Genomic DNA, 24922 nt, shown 5'->3' on the forward strand with positions numbered 1-24922 from the left:
CCGTTCGTCTCGGATCGGATCTTGAGGATTTTTACGAATCCGCGCAGACGGATCCGGGCGATTCGTTACGATGTCCGCGATGGATCCTCGCCGATGCCGTTTTACCAAGGAGGGTGAAACCATGAAGCGGCCTTTCGCCTTGGGCGATCTCGTGGCCTTTCAGACCACCACCGGACGCGCCTCGCAGGGGGTGGTGATCCACAAGATCGTCGAGAAACGCCAGCCGACGATCTTTCTCGTCGAATGCGTCGACCGCCGCCGGGCCTTCCGGTTCGAGACCGAGCTGACCCTGCTCGCCGCCGCCGAGTCCGACGAGGCCGCCACCTACCTCCCCCGCTTCGAAACCCCCGCCGCCGTCCACGCCTTCTCCTCCGCGGGCGCCGACGACTGACCGATCAACCCGACACGGGGTTCCGCCTGCACCTCGCATGACGCGCCCGAACCCTCCCCGGGCGCGACGAGGACCGCCGGCGCGGGGGATTCAGGCCGGATCGGCCCCCACGCCCGGCAGGTCGCCCAGGCCGAGGTTCTCGATCGTCGCTGGGCCCCATCGGGCGAGGAGTTCCTCGGAAGTCCCTCTCTCGATCGCCGAAAGCAACTCCTCCGCCCGTCGCCGCTCCCGGTCGGCCGAGGCACCGAAGCATCGGAGGTGCTCGGCGTCTGGAACAGGGCGATCGCCTCGCGGAGCGAAGCCGCGGCCTCGTCGACCCGTCCCAGCGTCGCGTGGCACCGGCCCAGCTCGAAGGTCGTATTGGGGTTCTCCCCGGCCGGCATGGCGGCCAGCGCCCTGGCCAACCCCTCGACGGTCGCGGTCGCGTCGAGCCAGGGGATCGCCTCCTGGGCCGCCCGGTCCCGGACCCGGACCATCGAATCGTCGGCCCGACCGTGAGTGTCGGCGGGCCAGTCCGCGAACGTGCGCCCGCCTTCGGGCTCGATCGTCCCGCCGGCGGTGCTGTACACCTCCTCCTGGAGCCGCCCGATCAGCAGGCTCGCGTAGCGGGCGTGGAACCGGGCCCCGGAGCCCGGGGACGAGGACCTGGCCCCAAGGCCGAAGTACTGGAACACTCGGCCGTTCGCGATCCGGGAGAAGGTGCGGTGCCTCCGCCTCGTCAGCCCCCGGACGTTGGATCTCGGGATCGAGTAGTTCCGGAAGCCGTGCTGCTTCATCAGCGGCGACCACCAGGCCGTGACGGCGGCGGTGAACGGGTCGCGGGCGCGACTCATGGATGGGCACCTGAGTTCCCTGGGACATGCAAAGAATCCGCGCCGAGGGCCCGGGGGCCGTACGGAGCGTCTCCCATCGCGTCATGTTCCGAGATCCGCGGGCCGGAGTCGACGCTTTTCCGGATGGCCGAGAGGTCCCCCTGTGCCGTCGTCCGCGCCTCGATCAGGCGGCGGTCGGCTCAGCCGCGGTCGGCCGTTCGCGTCCGCGACGGCCGGGGGCGAGCAGGGTGAAGGCGGCGCACGCCCCGATCAGGGCGGCGGGCAGGAGCATGGCGAGGAGTCGCGGGGGCCACGCGCCGGGGATCGGGCGATTCGAGTCGGCCGTGGGGAAGAGCCACGCGCCGGCGATTTCGTACAAGGTCGCCCCGATCAATCCGCCGATCAGTCCGCCGAGGACCCCCGAGAGGATCTGCCGTCGGTCGGCGCCGGCGCCGAGGCCGAGGGCCAGTCCGGCCGCCGAGCCGATGATCGCCGAGATGCCGCCACGGATCAGCGTCGGCAGCAGCAGGTCTCGGGAGAACTCCTCGAACGAGTTGAGTTCTTGATGGAAGTAGATCCCCAGCAGGGCCCACGAGCCGGCCGCGCCCGCGGCGACTCCGACCGCGGAGCCGACCAGCCCGGCGGTCGCGCCGGAGGCGACCGATCCGCGCGACAACCCGCCCGCGAGGCCGAGCGCCAGGCCGAGTAGGCCCCCCAGCACGCCGAACGCGAGCATGGCGTTCTTGCGATCGACGGCAGCCTGGTTCTCGCGGGTGACCATGTCGAAGGTCGCGCCCATCGCGGTCACCTTGACGGTGGGGGGGACGAAGTAAGTCAGGTTCTTCTCCCCGATCCCCCAGGCGAGCAGGCCCGCCGCGAGGCTGGTGCCGAGGGTCAGGGCCCACAGACGGACCGCGGGGATCGGTCGGGGGCCCGGGGGGGCGACGTCGGTCGCGATCTCGCCGGTCGGCTCGGGGTTTTCGGTCGAGAGCATCGTTCGCGATTCCTCGGCTCGTGGGGTTTTGTGTCGTGGAGGCCGTTCGTTCAGGAGGCTCGGGAGTGGCGCATCGCCCGCGGACCGAGGGCCCTTGCGTCGCGGCCGGGCTTCCGAAGACGCCGGCCCGCCCCCCGGACGGGGGCGGGCCAGGCATGCGGGCGCCGCCGACGATCGACCGGGATCGTACGGCCGGGCCCGATCAGTACGAGTCCGAGGAGAGGACCTCGGCGCCGTCCCGGGTGCCGAGCGCCCACCAGGTCTGCTGGCTGACCGAGGATTTGACGAACCGGGCGCTGCCGTCGCCCATGAGCGTGTTGACGCCGCCGGGGTGGGCTCCCGAGGCGCCGACCACGAAGCTGCTGTCCGGCCAGTAGTCGGGGTTGCCGCCGTTCCGACAGCCGCCGAACGTGTCGTTCGGGACCAGGACGGTGTTGAACATGGAGAAGGCCGGGTTGCCGTGCGCCCAGCGCCAGCCGCGGAAGTCGGAGATCTTGCCGTCGGCGGCCGGGGTGAGGAACTCGGCCTTGCAGGCCGCGATGTTGGCGAGGACCGCCGGGACGTTCTGGCTGGCGTAGACCAGGCCGTCGCCGCCGGTCGCGGTCGAGGCCATCAGCATGTTGCCGCGATACCGCTGGGGCGGGGTGACGTTGTCGTAGAAGCGGCCCTGGCGTCCGACCAGGATCTCGGAGTACGCGATCGTGTTCGACGTGCCGTCGGTCGCGTCGGCCACGCCGTAGGCCAGGCCCACGGTAAAGAGACCGCTCGAGTGGCCGGCCCTCTGGAAGTTGAGATGGCCGGCCTGGTCGGTCCACTGGAACATGCCGGACGTCGTGGTGCCGTAGGATGCGGCGTAGCTGTTGATGTTGACTCGGCCGGCGTTCGCGTCCGAGGGGCAGAGGTACGAATTGATCCTGGTGAGGTAGACCGTGTTATTCAGGGAATCGGCCGGGGCCCAGCTGAAGTTGATCGCGTTGTAGAGGGGACCCTGCTCCATGTAGCCCAGCATCAGGGCCTGGGCGCTGAAGGAGTTCCAGACCGCGTGGTCGCCCACGCCGGTCGGGAAGCCCTGGGGCTGGAGCGAGTCGCCCAGCGGGAACGCCCCGTGGGTGCTGTGATAGTTGTGCATCGCCAGCCCGATCTGCTTCAGGTTGTTGGTGCACTGGGCGCGGCGGGCCGCCTCGCGGGCCGACTGGACGGCCGGGAGCAGCAGGGCGATGAGGACGGCGATGATCGCGATGACCACCAGGAGTTCGATCAGCGTGAATCCGCGAGCAAGGACCGATCGAAGACGGATCTTCATCGAGCACCTCGGGGAAATGAGGAGAGAACGACGCGAGGGGAGGCGACGCGAGGGGGGGGGCCTCGGACGGGAGCGGCTGCCTCCCGGCACGCGGTGGGCGGGCCGGGGCGAGGCCGGGCGGGCGCGGCCCCTGGATTTGCTCGCGACCGGACGTGCGCGGTCGACGATCACCTGACCTTCTTGCGGGCGTACTTCGCGTTGTAATCCTTGGAGTAGCCCTTGGAGACGGTCTCCGAGATCTGCTGACGGACCTCGGGCGAGACGTCCGTCGCCTGGGTGCCCGTGGCGGTCTCGGGGCCCCCGCAGCCGGGGACGACGAGGCACGCCGTCGCGAAGGCGGCGAGGACGGCGAGGCTCCTGACGTTGTGCTTGCCGCGGACCATGATCGAGGGTCCTCCTGGCGCAGGGCCGCACGCGACGACCCGGCTCGGTCGGGGGGCGTGGCCATGCCCGATCGCCGCGGTCTCCCGGTCGGACGGGCGAGACCTAACGAATTCGGGCCAAATCGAGATATGAGCACGATTGAGATGAGCTGAGGTCGTCACTCTAGAATCCGGCCCGAGTTTTTGCAAGAACCTGGTCGGATTTCGAAAAGAAATCGTCGCGCCGGACGAATCGGTCGTCACGGCGGATGCAGGCGTCTCGATGCGACCGACGTCCTGGGGTCCGCCGACCCTTGAAGTGGGGACCGATCTGGCGGGCACCGCGGCGACGGTCCCGCGGAGGGGCAGGGGGGGTCATCCCCGGGGGCCGTAGCCTTGGAGAGGCCGCGCCGCCGCGTCGCCTTCACGGAGCAGGTAGGCGGCGTCGGTCTTCAGGCGGCCGAAGGACTGGACCTTCCCCGAGGGCCAGGCCACCTCGACCTCCTCGACATCGGCCGCATCGCCGACGCCGAAGTGGAGCGCGGGGGAGTTCGCCGACTGGTAGCTCCCGCCGCCGATCCGCCAGGCGGTCTGGGGACGGCCGGACGCCCTGACCGTGACCTTCGCGCCCACAGCGTCGCGGTTCGAGGCGGTCCCCTCCAGGCCGAGGATCAGCCAGCGTCCGCCCCCCTCGGTGGCGTTGCGAAGGAAGGCGAGCGGGCCGTTCTGGGGGACGAGGACCAGGTCGACCCGGCCGTCGTTGTCGAGGTCCCCCGCGGCGAGGCCGCGGCCGAGGCGTTCGACGGCCAGGGCGGGGCCGGCCTGCCGGGTCGCGTCGACGTACCGCCCGTTGGCGGCGCCCAGCAGGAGCTGCGTGGGCATCCGGTACGGCTCGTCGGGGCTGAAGTCGTCGACGTGCCCGTTCGTCGAGACCACGTCGAGGCGGCCGTCGGCGTTGACGTCGACCAGGGCGAGGCCGAACCCGAGCATGTAGCGGCTGGGCACGATCAGGCCGGACGACGTGCTGTGGTCGGCGAAGGCCATCCCGCCGAGGTTCGCATACAGCGTCGTCCCCTCGTTGTAGAAATTCGTCACCATCAGGTCGGGCCGGCCGTCGCCGTCGGGATCCCCGAGCGCGACGCCCATGCTCGCCTGATAGGACCCGTCGGCGCTCGTGGAAACGCCCGAGAACTCGCCGATCTCCTCGAACTTGAACCCGCCGAGATTCCGATACAGGAAATTCGCCGACTGGTCGTTGGCGACGAACACGTCCACCTTCCCGTCCCCGTCGAGGTCGCAGATGACGACGCCGAGGCCCTGCCCGTGCGGGTCGATGAATCCGGCCTCCTCGGTGACGTCGGTGAAGACGCCGCGGTCGTTCCGGAAGGCGTGGTCCGGCCGCCGCAGGAACCGCGTCGGCCCGCAATAGACGTAGGCCGACCGCTTCTCGTCGTAGCAGGGCTCGGGGGCGTCGGAGTCCCAGGCGAGGTAGTGGCAGACGTAGAGGTCGAGGTCGCCGTCGCCGTCGAGGTCCGCGAACGCCGCCGAGGTCGGCCAGTCGCGGTCGCCGCCGAGCCCCGCACGCGCGGTGAGGTCCTCGAAGGTCCCGTCCCCCCGGTTGCGGTAGAGGGCGTAGGATCGCCACCGCGTGATGAAGAGGTCGGGGCGGCCGTCGCCGTCGTAGTCGCCGACGGCGACCCCGTGGCCGTAGCCGCCGGGCATCGCGGCGATGCCGGCCTGCGTGGTGACGTCCTCGAAGGCGCCGCCCCCCTTGTTGCGGAAGAGCCGATCGGCGCAGGATTGGGAGTCGGCCGGCGGGGGGAACGGCCCGCCCTGGACGCAGTAGACGTCGAGCCGACCGTCGCCGTCGAAGTCGAGCAGCCCGACGCCCCCGCTCATCGTCTCGGGGAGGTGGCGGATCGGGGACATCCCGCTGTCGAACGCGAACTTGAGCCCGGCGGCCTCGGCGTCGTCCACGAAGCGGGGGATGGTCGGGCCGGCCTCCGCGGGGGGATCCGCAGTCGCGAGGCGGGCGTCGTCGAGGTCGCCGAGGAGGGCGGCGAGGTCGGAACCCGGGGGGGCAGCCGGCGGCCTGGCCGCCTCGGCCCTCTTCAGGCCCTCGGCCGCCTCGGGGTCCCCGGGTCGCCGCGCGAGGGCCAGTTTCCAGAGGAGCCGAGCCTCAAGCGGCCGGGCCAGGGTCTCGGCGAATCGCGCCATCTGCGCGGGCCGCGACCCCGTCATCTCGAACGTGAACAGGATGATGTCGTACTGGGCGCGGGCGCGGTCGAGTTCGGCCTTGCGGGCGCGGAGCCTGGCGGCCTCGTCGGGGTCGCCCTCGCGGAGCCGCAACTCGGCGAGCCGCTCGACCGCGCGGAGGTCGCCGGGGTCGAACGCGACCAGGTCGGCCAGCGCGGCGGCCTCGGTCTTGTCGTCCCCCGCCCGGGCGGCGAACCAGGCGCGGAGGCGGAGCACCTCGCCCGGGGGGACGTCGCTCGGGGGCATGCCCTGGAGCGCCCGCCGGGCGGCGGCGGGATCCTGGGCGGCGACGGCGAGGTTGAGCCGCGACCTGGCGACGGCGGCGTCGCCGGGACGCGCCCGCTCGCAGCGGTCGAGCCAGCGGGCGGCCTCGTCGAACCGGCCGGTCCTCACGGCCAGGTTCGCCCGGCCGAGCATGATCCGATCGTCGCCCGGGGCCGCCCGCTCGGCGCGGTCGAGGGCCTCGCGGGTACGGTCGAGCGGGTAGGGGTTGACCGAGTCGACCTGCGCCAGCTCCTTGAGCACGCCGATGGGGTCGGGATAACGCTCGGCCGTGGCGCGCAGCACCCGGCGGGCTTCTTCGAACCGGCCCTCGATCTTGAGGAGGTGGACGACCGTGTTGAAGGCTTCGACGGCATGAGGCCCCTCGTCTTCGAAGGCCGCTCGCATCAGGGGCTCGGCCTCGGACAGGCGGTGGCCGAGGAGCGCGGCGCGCGCCCGCATGACCGCCGCCCGGCCCGCCGAGCCGGAGCCGGCCGGCACCGCCGCCCAGTGGCCGAGCGCGTCGCCCAGGCGTCCGGTCGCCTCTTCGCAGAGGCCGAGGTTGAACAGCACCTCGCCGTCGCCGGGCCGTCGCTGCAGCAGGGCCCGCAGGCCCGGCTCGGCCCGCGCGAAGCGGCCTCGCTCGACCTCGCGCGCCAGCTCGGCCCGCTCGCGCCGGTACCGGGCCTCGACGAAGGCCAGATAGCCGATCCCGGCGACCGCCGCGATCGCGAGCATGACCCGCACCCGGCCCCAACGGGAGGGCCCGGTCCTGGATGGATTCTTCATGATGGCTCGGGATCTGGGGGAAATGGACGTCCCGTCCCGTCAATGTAATCACGGGCTCGTCGCCTCCACAAGCGGTCGCGGGCCCGGGGGCGGAACTCGCCCCCGGCGGGTCGTCGAGATCAGCCGCCCCGATGGATCCTGATGGACGCGATTCGAGTGGATTTTGATGGGACTTATCCCGCCTCCCGCGGCGGGAGGTCCGGGATGGCGCCCCGCCGGGAGGTCGGGGAGGAGGTCCCCCCGTTCCCGCGTCCGGTCCCCCTCGCCAGGCCCGAATCCCCCTCGCGTGCGGCTCGCGCGATCGGGTAAGATCTCGGGATGGGCGAGAACGACGACGGGCTGACGCTCCGCGGGCTGCAGCGGACGATCCTGGAGATGTACGGGGACAAGGACGCCGCGCGCGGGCCGGAGGCGACCTTCCTCTGGCTGGCCGAGGAGTTCGGCGAGCTGGCGACGGCGCTGCGCTCCGGATCGCACGAGGAGCTGGCGCTGGAGATGGCCGACGTCCTCGCCTGGCTGGCGACGCTGGCGAACATCAAGGGCGTCGACCTCGACGACGCCGTGCGCCGCAAGTACGGCGTGGGCTGCCCCGGCTGCGGCCGATCGCCCTGCGTCTGCGACCCGGCCGAGAAGCCCTGAACCGGATCCGAACCATCGGCCCGCCGTCTTCGTACCCTAGCCATTCCCCCCGACGCGCATCCTCCGTGGCCGCATCCATGATGAACACCCGCCCGACGAAGCGTCCCCGCCCCCGTCCCCGGTTCGCCCCCTGGATCGCGCTGACGGCGCTCGTCGTCGCGGGCGGCCTGCTCGCGCCGGCCCCGGCGTGTGCGGCGCTGCCGGTGGAGGTCGAGAACATTCGCATCGGCTTCGGCGGGAACGACGCCTACAAGATCGGCGCGTGGACGCCGGTCCGGGTGCAGGTCAAGGGGGGAGGCGTGCCCTTCCGGGGCTTCCTCGACGTGGTGGTCGGCGACGACGACGGCGTCCCCACCTCGGCCCGTCAGGCGGTCGACGTGCCGGCCGGCGAGACCCGGACCTATGTGGCCTACACCCGCGCCGGGGGCCGCGACGGCGGGTTCTCGGTCCGGTTCTACGACGAGAAGGGCCGCTGGCTGGGCGAGCGGACCCGCGACCAGATCGCCCGCGCCGAGCTGACGGCGATCTCGCCCGACGACTCCTGGATCCTCACCGCGGGCCGTCCCCAGGGGATCGACCAGATCCGGGAGGTCGCCGGGTTCCGACGCACGAACGGCCGCGAGTCCGAGCTGTTCCTCAGCGCGATGGACGTGGAGGCCGACGCCGAGCGCCTCCCCGGCCGCTGGCTGGGCTACGACGGCGCGCGGGCCGTGGTGCTGGACACCGCCGACCGCGCGACGCTGGAGATGCTCGCCGGCCCCAAGGGGGAGGCCCTGGTCGAGTGGGCCAAGCGGGGCGGGCACCTGGTGGTGGCCGTGGGGGCCAACTGGCAGGCCGTCCGCGATTCGGCGCTGGGCGCCGCGCTGCCGGCGGTGCTCGCCGGCCGCGAGCGGGTGCAGTCGCTGGAGGCCCTCGACACCTTCGCCAACTCCACCAGGCCGATCACCCCCCCCGGCAGCCCCGCCCACATGGCGACGAAGCTGGAAGGGGTCGAGGAGCGTGGCGGCAAGGTCCTGGCGTCGATCGCCAGCCTGCCGCTGGTCGTGCGGGGCCCGCTGGGCTTCGGCCGGGTGACCCTGATCGGGGTCGACGTGGAGGAGAAGATCTTCGCCGACTGGGCCGACCGCGGCCTCTTCTGGGTCCAGGCCCTCGACCTGAAGCGCGACCGGTTCCAGGAAGACGCCGGCGAGGCCATGATGGGGGGCCCGGCTCGGTTCTACGCCACGGGCGTCACCGACCTGGCGAGCCAGCTCCGGGTGTCGCTGGAGCAGTTCCCCCGGGTGAAGCTCGTGCCGTTCGGGCTGGTGGCGTTCCTGATCTTCCTCTACATCCTGGCGATCGGCCCGGGGGACTACTTCTTCCTGAAGAAGGTCCTCAAGCGGATGGAGCTGACCTGGATCACGTTCCCCCTGATCGTGACGGCGGTCAGCCTGCTCGCCTATTTCGCCGCCTACCGGCTCAAGGGGAGCGACCTGCTGGTCAACAAGGTGGACCTGGTCGACGTCGATCAGGTCTCCGGCCTGACCCGGGGCCGGTCGTGGGCCACCCTGTTCAGCCCCCAGAACCGCGACTACGACCTGGCGTTCCTCCCCGTCCCGGTCGACGGCCAGGCCGACGCGCCGGCGCTGGCCCCCGCCTCGTCCGGCGAGCCCGCGCGGCCCGCCCCGGGCGTCGAGGTGGTGACCAGCTGGTTCGGCGTGCCCGAGGCCCAGTTCGGCGGCATGGGAGGCTCGACCGGCCGATTCTCGTTCTCAGGCGGCGGCTACGCGTACGGCCCGGCCGGCGGCCTGGAGCGGCTGGAGCACGTCCGAGTGCCGATCTGGAGCACCAAGACCTTCTCCTCGCGCTGGTTCGGGCCGGCCGCGCCGGTGGTCGAGTCCGACCTGGGCCTGGCCGGCTTCGACCGCGTGCAGGGGACCATCACGAACCTCCAAACGTACACCCTGGCCGACGCCGTGCTGGCCTTCGGACGGCAGGTCTACCAGCTCGGCGACCTGGCCCCAGGCCAGACGATCCGCGTGGAGCTGCAGAGCGACCGCACCCTCTCGGGCGAGCTGAAATCCCGCGAGTCGCGCTACATGAAGGGGGAGCTCAAGGGCCCCGACGCGATCCTGAACCGGGCCGACCTGCTGCTGGCCGTGATGTTCCACGAGAGCGAGTCCCGCCGCACCGCCGGCCAGGACCAGCCGCTGGGGAACTCGACCCTGCACGACCTCGACCTGACCGGCCAGCTCGCGCTCCAGCGGCCGATGCTCGTGGCCCGGACGAAGCGGCCCGGGGCGCAGATGGCCGTCGGCAACGCCCCCAACGAGCCCAAGATCGACCAGACGACCCTGCTGCGGGTCGTCCTGCCGCTCAAGTCGCCCGGCGCCGCCCGGCCCTGAGACCCGTCCCGACAGCCGACCCCACGCGAACATCTCCCAGACCGACCGACGAGACGAGACGAGGCGGACCGCGATGATCGAGACCCACGACCTGACGAAGATGTACGGCGAGATGTACGCCCTGAACCGCCTCAACCTGACGCTCAACCAGGGGGACGTATACGGGTTCATCGGCCCCAACGGCGCCGGCAAGACCACGACGATGCGGATCCTCGCCACCCTGCTCAACCCGAGCTGGGGCGAGGCCACCGTCTGCGGCTACTCGATCTACACCGCGTCCAAGGAGATCCGCCGCGTCATCGGCTACATGCCCGACTTCTTCGGCGTGTACGACGACATGAAGGTCATCGAGTACCTGGAGTTCTTCGCCGCCGCCTACCGGATCAAGGGCGCCGCCCGCCGGAAGATCTGCGAGGAGGTCCTGGAGCTGGTCGACCTGACCTACAAGCGCGACGCCCTCGTCACCAGCCTCTCGCGCGGGATGACCCAGCGCCTGGGCCTGGCCCGGACGCTCCTGCACGACCCCCAGGTGCTCCTGCTCGACGAGCCCGCCTCGGGCCTCGACCCCCGGGCCCGGATCGAGATGCGGGCCCTGTTGAAGGAGCTTCGGGGGATGGGCAAGACCATCCTGGTCTCCAGCCACATCTTGCCGGAGCTGGCCGACATCTGCAACAAGATCGGCATCATCGAGCAGGGCTGCCTGCTGGTGAACGGCGAGGTGACGGAGGTCATGAAGCGGGTCCGGACCGATATCGTCCTGAACATCAACGTCGCCGACCGGCTCACAGAGGCCGCCGACTTCCTGGAGTCCCAGCCCGAGGTCGAGACCGTCGACGAGAAGGCCGGCGTGCTGATCGTCAAGCTCCGCCCGGGGGTCCACCAGTACGGCTTCCTCGCCAGCCGGATCCTGGAGAACGGCTTCGAGCTGACCCTCTTCAAGGAAGACGAGATCAACCTCGAGACCGCGTTCCTCCACCTGACCAAGGGCATCACGAGCTGAGCTGAGCCGAGCTGAGCCGCCCGACGGCCCTTTCCGTCCCCCCGCACCCTTCGCGAGAACGCTCCATGGGCCGTAGCCGCCTCTCCTTCGCCGCATTCGCGCTCCTGGCCGCGTCGGCCGCCGTCCCCCCGGCGATCGCCGAGGACGGGTCGAACCGGGCCGAGAGGGCCGCCAGGGTCCCCTCGCCGGCCGAGGCCCAGAAGTCCCTGCGGGTCGCGCCGGGATTCCAGGTCGACCTGTTCGCCGCCGAGCCGATGCTGGCGAACCCGGTGGCGTTCCACGTCGACGAGAAGGGGCGGTTCTTCGTCGTCGAGACCTTCCGCCACACCGACGGCGTGACCGACACCCGCGGCCACATGAACTGGCTGGTGGACGACCTGGCCGCGCGGACGGTGGCCGATCGCGTCGCCATGTACAAGAAGTTCTTCAAGCCCGAGGAGTTCGCCCGGTTCGGCGTCGAGAGCGAGCGGATCAGCCTGATCGAGGACCGCGACGGCGACGGCAAGGCCGACCACGCCCAGGTCTTCGCCGAGGGCTTCATCGGCCCCGAGACCGGCATCGCCGCCGGCGTCCTGACCCGCAAGGGGGACGTCTACTTCACCAGCATCCCCGACCTCTGGCTGCTCAAGGATGCCGACGGCGACGGCCGCGCCGACGAGCGGAAGTCCCTCTACACCGGCTTCGGCGTGCACGTCGGCTTCCTCGGCCACGACCTCCACGGGCTGATCCTCGGGCCCGACGGCCGGCTCTATTTCTCGATCGGCGATCGCGGCTTCAACGTCAAGACGCCCGACGGCCGCGAACTGATCGCCCTCGACAGCGGCTCGGTCCTGCGATGCGACCTCGACGGGTCGAACCTGGAGATCTTCGCCACCGGCCTGCGGAACCCGCAGGAGCTGGCCTTCAATGACACCGGCGACCTCTTCACCGTCGACAACAACTCCGACGGCGGCGACAAGGCCCGGTTCATCCACCTGATCGAGGGGGGCGACTCCGGCTGGCGCATCGGCTACCAGTTCCTCGAGAGGCCCAACAGCCGGGGAATCTGGAACGCCGAGAAGATGTGGACCCCGGAGCTTGAGGGCAAGCCCGCCTACCAGCTCCCGCCGCTGGCCAACTTCTCCGACGGCCCCTCCGGCCTGGCGGTTTATCCCGGCGTCGGCCTGAACGACGGCGAGAAGGGCCGGTTCTACCTCAGCGACTTCCGGGGCGCGGCGGCCACCAGCGGCGTCCGCTCGTTCGCGACCCGGCCGAAGGGCGCCTCGTTCGAGCTGGTCGAGCCGAAACAGTTTCTCTGGGGCTTGCAGGCCACCGACTGCGACTTCGCCCCCGACGGCGCCCTCTACGTCAGCGACTGGGTCAAGGGGTGGGGCAAGACCGGCAAGGGCCGCATCTGGCGCGTCTCCGACCCGGCCGCCGCCGAGGATCCCCGCGTGGCCGAGGTCAAGCGGCTCCTCGCCGAGGGCTTCGACGGCCGCCCGAACGAGGAACTCGGCCGCCTGCTCGCCCACGCCGACCGCCGCGTCCGGCAGGAAGCCCAGTTCGCGCTGGTCGATCGCGTGAAGACCGCGACGGGGGCCGAGGCGCTCGCGACGCTCCAGGAAGCCGCACTGAGGGCCGAGGGCTACGGCCGGCTGCACGCGATCTGGGGGCTCGGCCAGGTGCTCCGGGCTTCGGTCGACGACCCTCGCCGCGAGGTCCAGCCGGCGCTCCTCGCCCTCGTCAAGGATCCCGACGCGGAGGTCCGCGCCCAGGCCGCGAGGGCCCTCGCCGAAGCGGGTAGAATTCCGCTGGTCGAGCTTTTGCCGCTCCTGAAGGACGAATCCCCCCGCGTCCGGCTTCACGCGATGCTCGCGATGAGCGGGAAGGCTCTGATCCTCCCCGCCATCGGCGACGTCGTCGCACCGATCGCGGCCCGCATCCGCGCCGGCGACGGCCGCGACCCCTACCTCCGGCACGCCGCGAAGCGGGCCCTGGCCCGCGCTGAGAGCGGCGACCCGTCGGTGCGAGCGGCGATGGACGCCCTGGCCTCGGATCCCTCCGCCGACGTTCGCATGATCGCCCTGCTGACGATGCGCGAGCGGGCGAACCCGGCCCTCGCCCGGTTCCTGGACGACGCCGACCCCGCCATCGTCCTGGAGGCCGCCCGGGCCATCGCCGAGGTCCCCGCCCTCGCCGCGGGGCTCCCCAGGCTCGTCGCCCTCGCCGGCCGGTCGGGCCTGTCGGAGCCGCTCTGGCGTCGCGTGCTGACCGCCTGCGAGGCCTTCGGCCAGGCCGGAGACCCCGCCGTGCTGGCGGCCGTCGCCGCGCGGAAGGACGTGCCCGAGTCGATCCGGGTCGAGGCGCTGGAGATCCTGGCGGCCTGGGGGAAACCGGTGCCCCTGCATCCGATCACCGGCCTCTATCGCGGCGAGTTCGAACGCCCGGCCGACCCGGCGGTCGCGGCCCTGGCGTCGGTCCTGCCGGCGCTCGTGGCCGACGCCTCCGACCGGGTCCGCAACGCCGCCGCGTCGGCCGCCGGGATGTTGAAGGTCGCCGACGCCGGGCCGTCGCTGCGGGGGCTCGTGGCCGACGCCTCGCGCCCGGCCGACTCGCGCGTCGAGGCCCTCCGCGCGCTCGACGCCCTGAAGGACGAGAAGCTCACCGAGGTCGTCGCCGACGCGAGGAAGGCTGACGCCCCGGCCCTCCGCGCCGAGGGGCTGCGGATCCTCGGCCGGCTGGAGCCCGACCGGGCGGTCGCCGAGGCCGCCTCGGTCCTCGAAAGCGGCTCGACCCCGGAGAAGCAGGCCGCCTTCGCCCTGCTCGGCACGGCCCCGGGCGCGAAGGCCGACGACGTTCTCGGCGGCTGGCTGGCCAAGCTGCAGGCCGGCGAGGTCCCCGCCGAGGTCCGGCTCGACCTGGCCGAGGCCGCCGCCAAGCGCGAGTCGGCCGAGGTGAAGGCCGCCCTGGCTCGTCTCGACGCGGCCCGCCCGGCCGACGACCCGCTGGCCGCCTACCGCGACGCGCTCGTGGGCGGCGACGCCGCGCGGGGGCGCCGGATCTTCCGCGAGAAGGCCGAGGTCCAGTGCCTTCGCTGCCACAAGGTCTCCGGCGACGGCGGCGAGGTCGGCCCCGAGCTGGCGGGCGTCGGCGTGCGGAAAGGCCGCGAGTACATCCTGGAGTCGATCGTCCTCCCCAACAAGCAGATCGCCGAGGGCTTCGAGAGCCAGGTCCTCGCCCTGGCGAACGGCCAGGTCGTCGCCGGCGTCGTCAAGTCCGAGGACGACCGCGAGGTCCGCCTCCTCACCGCCGAGGGCGCCCTCGTCGTCGTCCCCAAGGACGAGATCGAGGAGAAGGCCCGCGGCGGCTCCGCCATGCCCGAGGATCTGATCAAGAGCCTCGACAAGCGCGAGATCCGCGACCTCGTCGAGTTCCTGGCGACCACCGTGCCCCTCGCCGCCCCCTGATCGGGGCGGGCCGGCCTCCCTTCGCCACCTCGCGTGGCACGCGTCCTGAAGCGATCGTCATCATTCCCTAGACGCGGGACGCCGCCACCCAATGGCGGGGGCGTCGACGCGGCGTCATGGAGGACGGCGAGATTGCGGGGCCGATTCGGGCGTTCGTCGCGGTCGGTGCGGGGATTCGGGATTCGTCGGCGTCCACGCTCGTGCGAGCGTCGGTGGTGCCGCCGACGGTGCTCCCATGGGCGACGCGCGAGGCGAGCCCCCGGCGCCTGGCGCTCGCGGAGGTGGCGGCCGGCGGGCTGGCGTTCGCAGCCTGGATGACGCTCCTGGCGGCGGGGATCGCGGTCGGCACGCAGGATTTCATCGACCCGGTCCGCAACCACAAGATCGCGGGGGCGGTCGAGCTGATCGGCTGCCTGGCGGTCATCGTGGCCTGCCACACGGTCACGAACACCGCGATGCTCTGCTGCGTTTCGGCCTTCCTCGGCGCCCTCGGGTTCCGGGCCGTCGGCGGGGAAGGCCCCGGCGACCCGGCCGGCCGCCGCGACGCCTACGTCGCCGCCGTCACGCGGGGCTTCTTCATCTTCCTGATCGTCCAGTCCGGCTCCATCCTCCTCTCCGATCAGGCGTTCACGAATCTCTCCCTGGAGAAGTACATCCGGCTCGCCGGGCTCTCCTCGCTCCTCAGCTTCACCGCCGGCTACAACCCCGACGTCTTCCGGCAGCTCATGGACCGCGTGAACAAGAACCTCGCCGCCGGGACCGTCCCCAAGTAGTCCCGGCGGGCCGACGACGCCGAGCGGGGTGCCCAGGGCCCCTTCGGAGATGGTACCCTGATCGAGGACGAGGGACGTCGGCCGGCCGGCGACCGGGAACCCCCGTCGCACGACGACCCGGACCCCCGAAGCAGGGGAGCCCGACGCGGGGTTTCACGACTTCCCCACCCAACAGGATCGACCCGCCCCGTGAACGGCCCGCAATCCGCCCCCCTCGGCCCGATGGACTACCTGAAGAAGATCCTCACCGCGCGCGTGTACGACGTGGCGGTGGAGACCCCCCTGGAGCGGGCGCCCAAGCTCTCGGCGCGGCTGGGGAACGACCTCTGGCTCAAGCGCGAGGACGAGCAGCCGGTCTTCAGCTTCAAGCTGCGGGGGGCCTACAACAAGATGGCCGGGCTCTCGGCCGAGGAGCGCGGGCGGGGGGTCGTCTGCGCGTCGGCCGGGAACCATGCGCAGGGGGTGGCGCTCAGCGCGCGGAAGCTCGCCTGCCGGGCGACGATCGTCATGCCGGTGACGACGCCGTCGCTCAAGGTCGAGGCCGTGCGCGGCCTCGGCGGCGAGGTCGTCCTGCACGGCGAGAGCTACTCCGACGCCCACCTCCACGCGCTGGAGCTTTGCGAGCTTCACGGATACACGTTCGTCCATCCGTTCGACGACCCCGACGTGATCGCGGGGCAGGGGACGATCGGCATGGAGATCCTCCGCCAGCACCAGGGGCCGATCCACGCCGTCTTCGCGGCGATCGGCGGCGGCGGCTTGATCTCTGGGGTCGCCGCCTACATCAAGGCCGTCCGGCCCGAGATCAAGCTCATCGGCGTCCAGACGACCGACTCCGACGCCATGATCCGCTCCGTCCGCGCCGGGGAGCGCGTGCCGCTTTCGGACGTCGGCCTCTTCTCCGACGGCACGGCGGTCAAGCTCGTGGGCGAGGAGACGTTTCGCCTGACGCGCGAGCTGGTCGACGACTTCGTCACGGTCGACGCCGACGCCGCCTGCGCCGCGATCAAGGACGTGTTCGAAGACACCCGGAGCATCCTGGAGCCGGCCGGCGCGCTCTCGGTGGCGGGCGCCAAGCAGTACGCGGCGAGGCACAAGCTCCAGGGCGAGACGCTGGTGGCGATCGCCTGCGGGGCCAACATGAACTTCGACCGCCTCCGATTCGTCGCCGAGCGGGCCGAGGTGGGCGAGGAGCGCGAGGCCCTCTTCGCCGTGACCGTCCCCGAGCGTCCCGGCATCCTGCGCGACCTTTGCACGTTGATCGGCCCTCGCAGCGTGACCGAGTTCAACTACCGGATCTCCGACCCGAAGGAGGCCCACCTGTTCGTCGGCCTGGCCGTGGGCGACCGCGACGAGTCCGCCTCGCTGGCGCGTCGGTTCATCGACGAGGGCTTCCCCGTCGTCGACCTGACCGGCGACGAGCTGGCCAAGGGGCACATCCGCCACCTCGTCGGCGGCCGCAGCCCGCAGGCGCATCACGAGCGGCTCTACCGCTTCGAGTTCCCCGAACGCCCCGGCGCGCTCATGCGGTTCCTCGCCGCCATGCCGCCGACCTGGAACATCAGCCTGTTCCACTACCGCAACCAGGGGGCCGACTACGCCCGCATCCTCGTCGGTCTCCAGATCCCCGACGCCGACCTCCCCACCTTCCACGACTTCGCCGAAGGCCTCGGCTACCCCTGCGTCGACGAGACCGAGAACCCGGTCTACCGGCTGTTCCTGGGCTGATGACGGGGGATCGACGCCTCAAGCCAGGTCGTCCGCGGCGTCCTTCGCTTTCCCAGGTGCCGTGCGGGGGCCGAAGATCAGCCCGAAGTCGAACACGACCAGCCCCGGCAGGATCGTCCCGAGCAACATCATCGCCAGGCCCCACTCGCCCGTCGCGAGCAGCCCGAGGAACGGGACCACGACGACCAGCCCGAAGACGCCGGCGAGGAACCAGCCCGGGATCGAGCGGCCCGCCCAGAGCCGCGCGCCGAGCCAGCCGAGGACCCACGCGATCGTCCCGGTCGAGACGAGGATCAGGGCGTCGGAGCGCTGACCTCGGGTGATCACCATGGCCGCCCCGAGCGCCGCGACCGCCCCCAGGATCCCCGCGAGGGCGAAGAGCACGACCGCGAACCCTCGAGCCAGCCACAGGCCGTCGCGACGGACGCCGCTTGCATTCAAGGTCGTTCCCATCTCGCTCCGCCTCCATCAAGCGGTCTCGATCCTCCGGTCCGCAGGTCCCGATGTCGCGATCTTAAACCGACCTGGATCCGACGCTCAAGGGGCCGCTCGCGCAAAGAGCCGCCTCGGCGGGCCGTCGGCCGTGACGGCGAGCCCCGAACCTCGGGAGTCCGGGAGCGTCTTTGGGATCGAGGCCCCGTCGCCGGGCGTCGTGGAATCCTTCGGAGACGTCCCATGCGGCCCAAAGAACCCTGGCGGCTCCTGCGCTACCTTGAGGAGCGTCCGGACGACGCCCGCGCCCTGCAGTCGCTGGGCGCGTGGTTCAGCCGTCGAGAGCGGCTCGACGAGGCGCGCGAGGCGTACACGAGGGCGCTCCGGGCGGACCCCACCGACGTCTGGACGCATCTTTACATCGGCAACCTGGCCTACAGGGAGCGGGACTGGGAAGTCGCCCTGATCTGGTTCCGGTTCGCGGCCATGCTGGCCCCCGACATGACCGTGCCCCTCTGGTGCCAGGCCGACGTCTACGAGTTCCAGGACCGTCAGGATCTGGCCGAGGAATACTTTCGCAAGGCCGTGGAAGTGGACCCGGACGATGAGCAGGCCAGGCGCTTGCTGAAGATGTGGCGGTTGCGGGGGCTCCGTGCGGAGGCCGACGGCCATGAGGACCGGGGCCGTCCGGACCTGGCCGAGGAGTGCTATCGAAAGGCCCTGGACCTGGATCTGGACGACGAGGGCGCGAGGACCTTCCTGGAGCACTGGCGCAGGTCGCGCGAGGACCGTTCCGGGCCCCCCGGCGAGGGCCCTCGCTGAACACCGCCGACCGGGCCATCGGCGCGGATCGGGAAGCCGTCCTCGACGAAATCAACCTCCTCGGACGCCCACCCAGGCGGGATGTGGGGCGGCCGAGGAGTTCATCGAGCCCTACGCTCGTGCGACGGCTCGCTCAGGCCCGCCGGCGGCGCCGGGCGTAGCCCAGGACCAGCAGCACGGCGAGGCCGCCGGAGGCCAGCGAGGAAGGCTCCGGAACGGCCGTCGCGCCGCCCAGGCCGAAATCGAGCGACGAGTCGGGGATGGACAGCCTCACCACGTCGCCCGCGTCCTCGGAGAAGAACGAACTGCTCAGGCTGACCAGGCCGGACACGCCTGTGACCCGAAGTCCCTGGAAGGCCGACAGGTCGAAGGTGAACTCGCGGTCGAACGAGTAGATCATCGACTCGTCGATCGAGTACGCGAAGGAGGTGTCCAAGACGGCGTTCCGGGAGGCCCCCGTCGCGTCGTCGACCAGGGCCAGGTCGATCATCAGGCGGACGACGAGCGAACGCGTGTCCGGCGACGACGTCAGCACCTCGACCCCCCCTCGCAGGCCGACGAGCACGTTCGCCTCCGTGACGGTCCCCGAGGCGTCGCCCCGGAACGCCGCGCTCAGCGTCGTCTCGTCCGACTCGCCCTGCGCGACCATCTCGGCCGACCCGGACATCTTGAAGCCCTGGACCCCGGGGGCCGGCGGGAGCGAGCCGAAGCGAGGCCCGTCCGGGTTCGAGAGCGTCCCGCCCTCGGTCGTGGACCATTCGCCTTCGAGGGTCTCGGTTCGCACGACGAAATCGGCCTTGGCGGCCGGGATCAGCAGGCTCGAGGCGACCATCACGGAGAACAATCCGGCGCGGCGCGGCATAGAAGCGTTCCTTCGAGGCCCATGATCCATCTTCGCACGCCGGCACGACTTTCGGCCGCGAGCGTGACGAAGGTTAGCCACGAGCGTCGGCGATGTCCAGGATCCATCGCCGGCCGCCGCGGGCCGGTCGCGGGGGCGATCCGGTTGCAGCCGGATGAAGAGGACGATTCCTGCCAGACCGAGGCCGGATTATCATGTAATCGGTGTGGAATTCATTAAAATTCGTTAGAAATTCACGACTGGTCGGACCCGAAGACCCGGGCCGCTTTTGCACGAGCACCGCAAAAAAAATCGCGATCCGGCACCGCCGCGTCCGGCGAGGGGCCTCAACCTTCCAGCGAGGCGAACTCCGGGGCGTACCGCACGAGCCCCGCGCCGACGGGCAGGCCGTCGCGGGCCAGTTCGGCGGCCTGGAAGGCGTCGCCGCCGCCGTATTCGTCGAGCAGGCCGACGCCCGGCGCGGGGCGGAAGCCGAAACGGCTGTAGTAACGCGGTTCGCCCAGGACCACGGCCCAGCCGACGCCCGCCGTGCGGCACGCGGCCAGCCCTTCCTGGATCAGCATGCCGCCGATCCCCGTCCGCCGGTGGGATGGATGCACGGCCAGCGGGGCGAGCCCCGCGCCGGTCGCGCCGGAGTCGACCGTGACCGGGCTGAAGGCGACGTGGCCGACGATCGCGCCGTCGACCTCCGCGACCAGCGAGATCGACAGCCGGCCGGCCTCGCGCAGCAGGTCGACCAGATTCGCCTCGGCCTCGGTGGGGAAGGCCGAGGCGATCACGTCGCGGATCGCCGCCTCGTCGCCGGGCCGTTCGGGGCGGATGATCGTCATGGCTTCCTCGTCCTTCCGGGCGTTCAGGCCCGCTTGTTTCGCATGGCGGGGACGACCTCGACCCCGGCGACCTCGCCGCGCGCGAAACGGGCGTACTCCTCCGACTCGACGCCGACGATCGCGATCCGCCCCTCGTCGTCGTGGTGCACGCCCCAGCCGTAGGTCTTCGGCAGGGGAGAGGCCCGCATGCAGGGGTGGGGCTTCGCGAACAGCTCGGCGCGGATCGACTCGTCCCGCTCGGCAACCTCCTGCTCCGACATCCCCGCGCGACGGACGTGGACCGCGAGGATCAGGTCCTCCAGCGTCATCGTATACGGTCGGGTCGTGAGCAATTCATGCTGGAGCGAGGCGACCGTCGGCTTCTCCCCCCTCGCGACCGGCGGCTTGCCCCGCCCGGCCGGGCAATCGGTCGCGACGAGGACGAACGTATTTCGGATCGGTTTCATCGGGGAATTTCTCGGACGTGTCGGGGATCGAGCGGGTTCGCGCCGCATGATGCCGACTCGCGCCCGTCCCCGCAACGGCGACCTCGGGCTCCGATCCGACTTCCCCAGGTGAGGATTGTCGAGGAGTTCCGTCGATTTTCCTCGTCGCGCGTGTCCGCAACCTGCATTCCTGCTCATCCTTTATCTTGAGTCGAGGATTCGGTTCGACGCCCTGGCTTCGCCCGGAGCGGTCCGCGGGGCCTCGCCGCCGACACGCGAACTGCGCCGAACGAAGCCAATTTCCGATCGCTCGTTAAGGGTTTAAGGGATTTCAGGGATGCGAGTTGCGTCCGATGGGTTCGTTTCGAGGACGGCGCGAACGAAGCCAATCGGCGCGTTGTAAAAGGGCGCGAGGATGGGGTGGCGGGGATGGTGTGTCTTCGGATTCGGGGCGGCCTGGCGGATCGCCCTCTGGGCGATCGCACGATTCGCGCTGCCGGTCGGGCCGGCCCGGACGATCCCGGCTCGCAGGCGGGCGGCGATCCTGGTCGTCGCGGTGGGCGTCAATCTGTATGGCTTCCGCCGCTTCGAGGCGCTGCGGGCCTGGGCCTTCCACTCCGGCTGCGAGCGGCACGTCGCGGAGAAACTGGCGATGCGGGTGGAGCTCGACCACTCCGCGTCGTCGCTGGAACGCCACCGGGACCTCAAGCGGGTGGCCTTTCGCCGGCCGTTCCAACCGTGAGTTGGCGGGGCGTCGCGGATCTTCTGATTGTCGGGGGGGCCGGGGCGGATAAGATGGAGGCCGCCCGGGCGGATGCGCCGTCGTCGCGGCGGTGGGCTCCGTGGGATGCGCGTTCGCAAGGTGGAACTGGTCAAACGCCGGCTGTACGGCGCGGCGGTGCGCGCGACGATCCTGGGGCTGGTGGTCAACCTGGCCCTCGGTGCGGCGAAGCTCGTCGGGGGGATCGTCGGCGGGTCGCTGGCGATGGTCTCCGACGCGGTGAATTCGCTGGGCGACGTCTTCACGTCGACGGCGGTCCTGCTGGCCTTCCGGGTGGCCCAGAAGCCGGCCGACGCCGAACATCCCTACGGCCACACGCGGGCCGAGGCCATCGCCGGCTCGAACGTGGCGGTGCTGGTGATCGTCTCGGCCCTGCTCGTGGGCTGGAACACCCTTAGGTCGTTCCCGCCCGAGCCGATCGAGGCCGTCCCGCCCCTCTGGACCCTGCTGATCGCCGGCGTCAACGTGGCGATCAAGGAGGCGCTCTACCAGTACAAGATCCGCCTGGGCCGCCGGCTCGGCTCCAGCGCCCTGATCGCCAACGCCTGGGACCACCGCTCCGACGCCCTCAGCGCCCTGGCCGTGCTCATCAGCCTGGCCCTGGTGCGGATCCTGGGGCCGGGCTACGCCTGGCTCGACGCCGTGGCGGCCATGGTCGTCGTCGGCGTGATCCTCTACTCGGCGACGACTCTCTTGTTCTCCAGTGCGCAGGAGTTGATGGACGCGCAGGCCGACGCCGACTTCGTGGCGGCGATCCGGGACGTGGCCGTCGACCCCCCCGAGGTCAGCGACGTCGACAAGCTCTGGGTCCGCAAGACGGGGCTGGAGTACCTGGTCGACATCCACGTCCAGGTCCCCGCCGAGCTGAGCGTCGACGAGGGGCATCGGATCAGCCACCAGGTGAAGGATCGCATCCTGGAGCGGTTCCCCATCGTCCGCGACGTCCTCGTGCACCTGGAGCCGTTCCCGCACCGCCACGCGCACTCCGACGAGGCCTGAGCCGTCGTGCCCGTTGCACCGGGGCCTCCCCGGCCTTATAACGGCGGAAACCGCCCCACACCTCCGAGGATCCCCCCATGGCGCGCGCGTTCTCTCGCTGGATCGCCCCGGCCTGCCTGCTGCTGCTCCCCCTGGTCGCGAGGGCCGCCGACGAGCCGGCGAAGAAGCCCCACGTCGTCCTCATCAGCGGCGACGAGGAGTACCGCAGCGAGGAGTCGCTGCCGATGCTGGCGAGGATCCTCGACGAGACCCACGGCTTCCGCGTCTCGGTCTGCTACTCGATGAACGCCGAGGGGAAGGTCGATCCCAACGCCCTGGCGAACATCGCCGGCCTGGAGGCGCTCGACGACGCCGACCTCGTGGTGATGTTCACCCGTTTCCGCAAGCTCCCCGACGACCAGCTCGAACGCATCAAGAAGTACGCCGACGGCGGCAAGCCGATGATGGGCTTCCGCACGGCCACCCACGCCTTCAAGTACGACGGCGGCCCCCACGCGGCCGAGATGAACGAGGCCTGGGAGCGCAAGGTCTTCGGCCAGAAATGGATCACCCACCACGGCCACTTCGGCGACGGCGAGGAGATGCTCACCGCCGTCTCGATCAACACCCCCGAGGCCGGCCACCCCGCGCTCCGGGGCGTGAAGTCTTTCGAGGCCTACTCGTGGCTCTACCATGTCGAGGGCGGGGGCGATTCGCTGGAAGGGGAGTGCACGAAGCTGCTGATCGGCAAGGCCCTGAAATCGGGCCACGCGAAGGAGTTCGACCGCTTCCCGGAGACCAACCCCGTCGCCTGGACGAAGACCTACACCGGCGCGAGCGGCAAGCCGGCGCGGGTCTTCTTCACCACGCTCGGCCACCCGTTCGACTTCCGGGCGGAGTCGATGCGGAAGCTCGCCCTCAACGGCGTCTTCTGGGCGCTCGGCCTGGAGGAGCAGATCCCCGCTGACGGCGTGAAGGCCGACTTCGTCGCCCCTTACGAGCCGAACAACTCGGGCGTCGGGACGTTCAAGAAGGACATCGAGCCGGCCTACCTGGCCGGCCCGAGGCGATGACGGCCCGACGGGCCGCCCGGCGAGGGCTCGTGGATCCTCGCCGGGCGGCCCTCCCGTCGGGGCTCAGGCGGTGATGGTCCCGACCACCTGCAACGGGAAGATCGGCGGCGCGTTGGGATCCGACGGATCCTGGACGTTGCTCTCCGCGAAGCTGAAGCCAGTGGCCCCGGTGAGGTCGCCGCCGACGTAGAAGAGCTGGTCGATCGCGCGGCCCACCGCGAACTGGCTGCCCGGGTTGATCACCAGGTCGCCCTGGATGTAGGCGGAGACGCCCGGATACTGCTGGGACGACTGCGTGCCGACGAGGGGGACGTTCAGCGTGAGGACGTTGGCCCCGGTGCCGGTCCCCTTCGGCGCCTGGGCGACCAGCCCCATGTCGCGGTTCACGAAGACGTTGGCGCCGTTCTGCAAGGAGACGTTCCCGCCGACGTTGAACAGGTTCAGGTCGCGGCCGATCGAGATGTTGCTGCCGCTCAGGGTGACGTCCTGGAGCACGTCGAGCGTGTTGAGGTCGCCGCCGGTGGTGATCGAGGCCCCGGGCTGGATCGAGCGGAAGGCCATCCGGTCGATCGCCTGCGTCCCACTGACGGAGACCGGCCCGGTCAGGTCCGCCGTGTGGAAGCCGAGGATGGCCGCGATCTGGCCGCTGTTGATGGTGATCGAGCTGACGTCGAGCACGCGGGACTGCTCGGCCTGGCCGTAGGCGAAGCTGTGGGCGTAGCCCTTGCGGATCGACCGGGGGAGCGGGCTGATGGTCAGCTCGGTGTTCGAGGTCGAGCCGTCGACGATGATGCCGACCGAGCCGTCGGGCCGGGGGTAGACGCGCACCGTCCCCTGGGGCTGCGGCGTCTCGGTCGGCTGGGCGATCGAGAGGGCCGTCTGGCCCGAGCCCACCGCGTAGGCGCCGGCGGCGCCCTCGGCGGCGGCGGTCTGCTGGGTGTTGGAGACGTAGGCGAGCTGGATGCGGAACCGCGAGCCGTCGTTCGTGACCACGTTGACCGCCTGGCCGCCGCGGATCGTCTGGATCGCCGGCGCGTAGATCGTCCTCGGGTTCTCGGAGACGCCCGGGGCGTCCTTGGTGAACGCCGGGAAGCCCACCACGCGGGCCAGCCGGGGCGACGGGTTCGCCAGCAGCCGCTGCGAGATCCGCAGGTACTCGTTCAGCGTCACGGGCGCGTTCGACATGACGATCCGCTCTTCGAGGCGGGCGTCGGCGGTCGCCGTCGGGCGGAAGGTGTGACGCGACGTGCGGGCGCGGTTCGATGAGGCCGACATGCGACGATCCTCCATGATCGCGAGGGACGTTGCGGCGTTCGACGAGACTCCTCCCCCGGACGGACGACCCGACCGAGGCCCGACGCCGCGACAGGGACCCGGCGCGCTACCGCCCTGGGCCCTCAAACTGACCTTCTTATCGGCCCCCCTCCGCGAAGAACCGTTCCCAATCAACCGACCCGAAGCGACGGTCGGACGCGGCGCGAGGATTGATCCCGACGTCGCGATTGCGGACGCCGTGTCGAATGGGGCGGTTGCGCCGGCGGCAGACTCGCTTCCCTCCCCGGGGGGAGGGAAGCCGTGGGA

General features: G+C 71.1%; 21 protein-coding genes. 11 read left to right on the forward strand and 10 right to left on the reverse strand.

Annotated elements, in window-relative coordinates; all coding sequences use genetic code 11:
- Positions 1-121: 121 nt before the first annotated feature.
- On the forward strand, positions 122-391 hold the full coding sequence (locus tag G6O68_RS14115) for a hypothetical protein (RefSeq protein ID WP_165248805.1): 270 nt from the start codon (positions 122-124) through the stop codon (positions 389-391).
- Here G6O68_RS14115 and G6O68_RS14120 read toward each other — a convergent pair.
- From G6O68_RS14120 to G6O68_RS14140, 5 genes are all read right to left on the reverse strand, one after another.
- The gene (locus G6O68_RS14120; protein WP_165248807.1) at positions 325-1224 is read right to left on the reverse strand and encodes a tetratricopeptide repeat protein; all 900 of its coding nucleotides are present in this window, start codon (positions 1222-1224) and stop codon (positions 325-327) included. The genes G6O68_RS14115 and G6O68_RS14120 overlap by 67 nt on opposite strands.
- A gap of 163 nt (positions 1225-1387) precedes the next feature.
- The gene (locus G6O68_RS14125; protein WP_165248809.1) at positions 1388-2197 is read right to left on the reverse strand and encodes a hypothetical protein; all 810 of its coding nucleotides are present in this window, start codon (positions 2195-2197) and stop codon (positions 1388-1390) included.
- A 202-nt stretch (positions 2198-2399) separates the two neighbouring features.
- Positions 2400-3500: a DUF1559 domain-containing protein gene (locus G6O68_RS14130; protein ID WP_165248811.1), complete on the reverse strand. Its 1101-nt coding sequence runs from the start codon at positions 3498-3500 to the stop codon at positions 2400-2402.
- A 167-nt stretch (positions 3501-3667) separates the two neighbouring features.
- Positions 3668-3883, reverse strand: coding sequence for a hypothetical protein (locus G6O68_RS14135; RefSeq protein WP_165248813.1), 216 nt, complete (start codon positions 3881-3883; stop codon positions 3668-3670).
- A 354-nt stretch (positions 3884-4237) separates the two neighbouring features.
- Positions 4238-7168 carry an FG-GAP-like repeat-containing protein gene (locus tag G6O68_RS14140; RefSeq protein WP_165248815.1) on the reverse strand — a complete coding sequence of 977 codons (2931 nt, stop codon included), beginning with the start codon at positions 7166-7168 and terminating at the stop codon, positions 4238-4240.
- A 318-nt stretch (positions 7169-7486) separates the two neighbouring features.
- Here G6O68_RS14140 and G6O68_RS14145 point away from each other — a divergent pair, with 318 nt between their 5' ends.
- From G6O68_RS14145 to ilvA, 6 genes are all read left to right on the forward strand, one after another.
- Positions 7487-7807 carry a MazG nucleotide pyrophosphohydrolase domain-containing protein gene (locus G6O68_RS14145; protein ID WP_165248817.1) on the forward strand — a complete coding sequence of 107 codons (321 nt, stop codon included), beginning with the start codon at positions 7487-7489 and terminating at the stop codon, positions 7805-7807.
- Positions 7808-7872: 65 nt separating this feature from the next.
- Positions 7873-10191 (forward strand): hypothetical protein, encoded by a 2319-nt coding sequence (locus G6O68_RS14150; RefSeq protein ID WP_165248819.1) that lies wholly within the window; start codon positions 7873-7875, stop codon positions 10189-10191.
- Between the two features lie 73 nt (positions 10192-10264).
- Complete coding sequence (locus G6O68_RS14155) at positions 10265-11191, forward strand: ABC transporter ATP-binding protein (protein ID WP_165248821.1); 927 nt, start codon at positions 10265-10267, stop codon at positions 11189-11191.
- 65 nt (positions 11192-11256) lie between these two features.
- Positions 11257-14637, forward strand: coding sequence for a PVC-type heme-binding CxxCH protein (locus tag G6O68_RS14160; RefSeq protein WP_165248823.1), 3381 nt, complete (start codon positions 11257-11259; stop codon positions 14635-14637).
- A 200-nt stretch (positions 14638-14837) separates the two neighbouring features.
- Positions 14838-15410, forward strand: coding sequence for a hypothetical protein (locus G6O68_RS14165; RefSeq protein WP_165248825.1), 573 nt, complete (start codon positions 14838-14840; stop codon positions 15408-15410).
- A 222-nt stretch (positions 15411-15632) separates the two neighbouring features.
- The gene (ilvA, locus tag G6O68_RS14170) at positions 15633-17138 is read left to right on the forward strand and encodes a threonine ammonia-lyase, biosynthetic (protein WP_165248921.1); all 1506 of its coding nucleotides are present in this window, start codon (positions 15633-15635) and stop codon (positions 17136-17138) included.
- 18 nt (positions 17139-17156) lie between these two features.
- On the opposite strand, the gene G6O68_RS14175 is transcribed toward ilvA, so the two are convergent.
- Positions 17157-17591, reverse strand: coding sequence for a hypothetical protein (locus G6O68_RS14175; protein ID WP_165248827.1), 435 nt, complete (start codon positions 17589-17591; stop codon positions 17157-17159).
- A 222-nt stretch (positions 17592-17813) separates the two neighbouring features.
- Here G6O68_RS14175 and G6O68_RS14180 point away from each other — a divergent pair, with 222 nt between their 5' ends.
- Positions 17814-18392 carry a tetratricopeptide repeat protein gene (locus tag G6O68_RS14180; protein WP_165248829.1) on the forward strand — a complete coding sequence of 193 codons (579 nt, stop codon included), beginning with the start codon at positions 17814-17816 and terminating at the stop codon, positions 18390-18392.
- A 133-nt stretch (positions 18393-18525) separates the two neighbouring features.
- On the opposite strand, the gene G6O68_RS14185 is transcribed toward G6O68_RS14180, so the two are convergent.
- The 3 genes from G6O68_RS14185 to G6O68_RS14195 form a co-directional block, all read right to left on the reverse strand.
- On the reverse strand, positions 18526-19254 hold the full coding sequence (locus G6O68_RS14185) for a PEP-CTERM sorting domain-containing protein (RefSeq protein ID WP_165248831.1): 729 nt from the start codon (positions 19252-19254) through the stop codon (positions 18526-18528).
- 326 nt (positions 19255-19580) lie between these two features.
- A complete protein-coding gene (locus tag G6O68_RS14190; protein ID WP_165248833.1) occupies positions 19581-20084 on the reverse strand; it encodes a GNAT family N-acetyltransferase in 504 nt (167 codons plus the stop codon).
- A gap of 23 nt (positions 20085-20107) precedes the next feature.
- Positions 20108-20530, reverse strand: a complete 423-nt coding sequence (locus G6O68_RS14195) for a DUF6157 family protein (protein WP_165248835.1) — start codon at positions 20528-20530, stop codon at positions 20108-20110.
- 394 nt (positions 20531-20924) lie between these two features.
- Between G6O68_RS14195 and G6O68_RS14200 the strand changes: the two genes are divergently transcribed.
- From G6O68_RS14200 to G6O68_RS14210, 3 genes are all read left to right on the forward strand, one after another.
- Positions 20925-21251, forward strand: a complete 327-nt coding sequence (locus G6O68_RS14200; RefSeq protein WP_165248837.1) for a hypothetical protein — start codon at positions 20925-20927, stop codon at positions 21249-21251.
- A gap of 105 nt (positions 21252-21356) precedes the next feature.
- Positions 21357-22289: a cation diffusion facilitator family transporter gene (locus G6O68_RS14205; protein ID WP_165248839.1), complete on the forward strand. Its 933-nt coding sequence runs from the start codon at positions 21357-21359 to the stop codon at positions 22287-22289.
- A gap of 77 nt (positions 22290-22366) precedes the next feature.
- Positions 22367-23341 carry a ThuA domain-containing protein gene (locus tag G6O68_RS14210; protein WP_165248841.1) on the forward strand — a complete coding sequence of 325 codons (975 nt, stop codon included), beginning with the start codon at positions 22367-22369 and terminating at the stop codon, positions 23339-23341.
- A 63-nt stretch (positions 23342-23404) separates the two neighbouring features.
- Here G6O68_RS14210 and G6O68_RS14215 read toward each other — a convergent pair whose 3' ends face one another.
- Complete coding sequence (locus G6O68_RS14215; protein WP_165248843.1) at positions 23405-24616, reverse strand: hypothetical protein; 1212 nt, start codon at positions 24614-24616, stop codon at positions 23405-23407.
- Positions 24617-24922 lie beyond the last annotated feature (306 nt).

Origin of the sequence: Paludisphaera soli, from assembly GCF_011064595.1 — a bacterium.
GTDB classification, from domain to species: domain Bacteria; phylum Planctomycetota; class Planctomycetia; order Isosphaerales; family Isosphaeraceae; genus Paludisphaera; species Paludisphaera soli.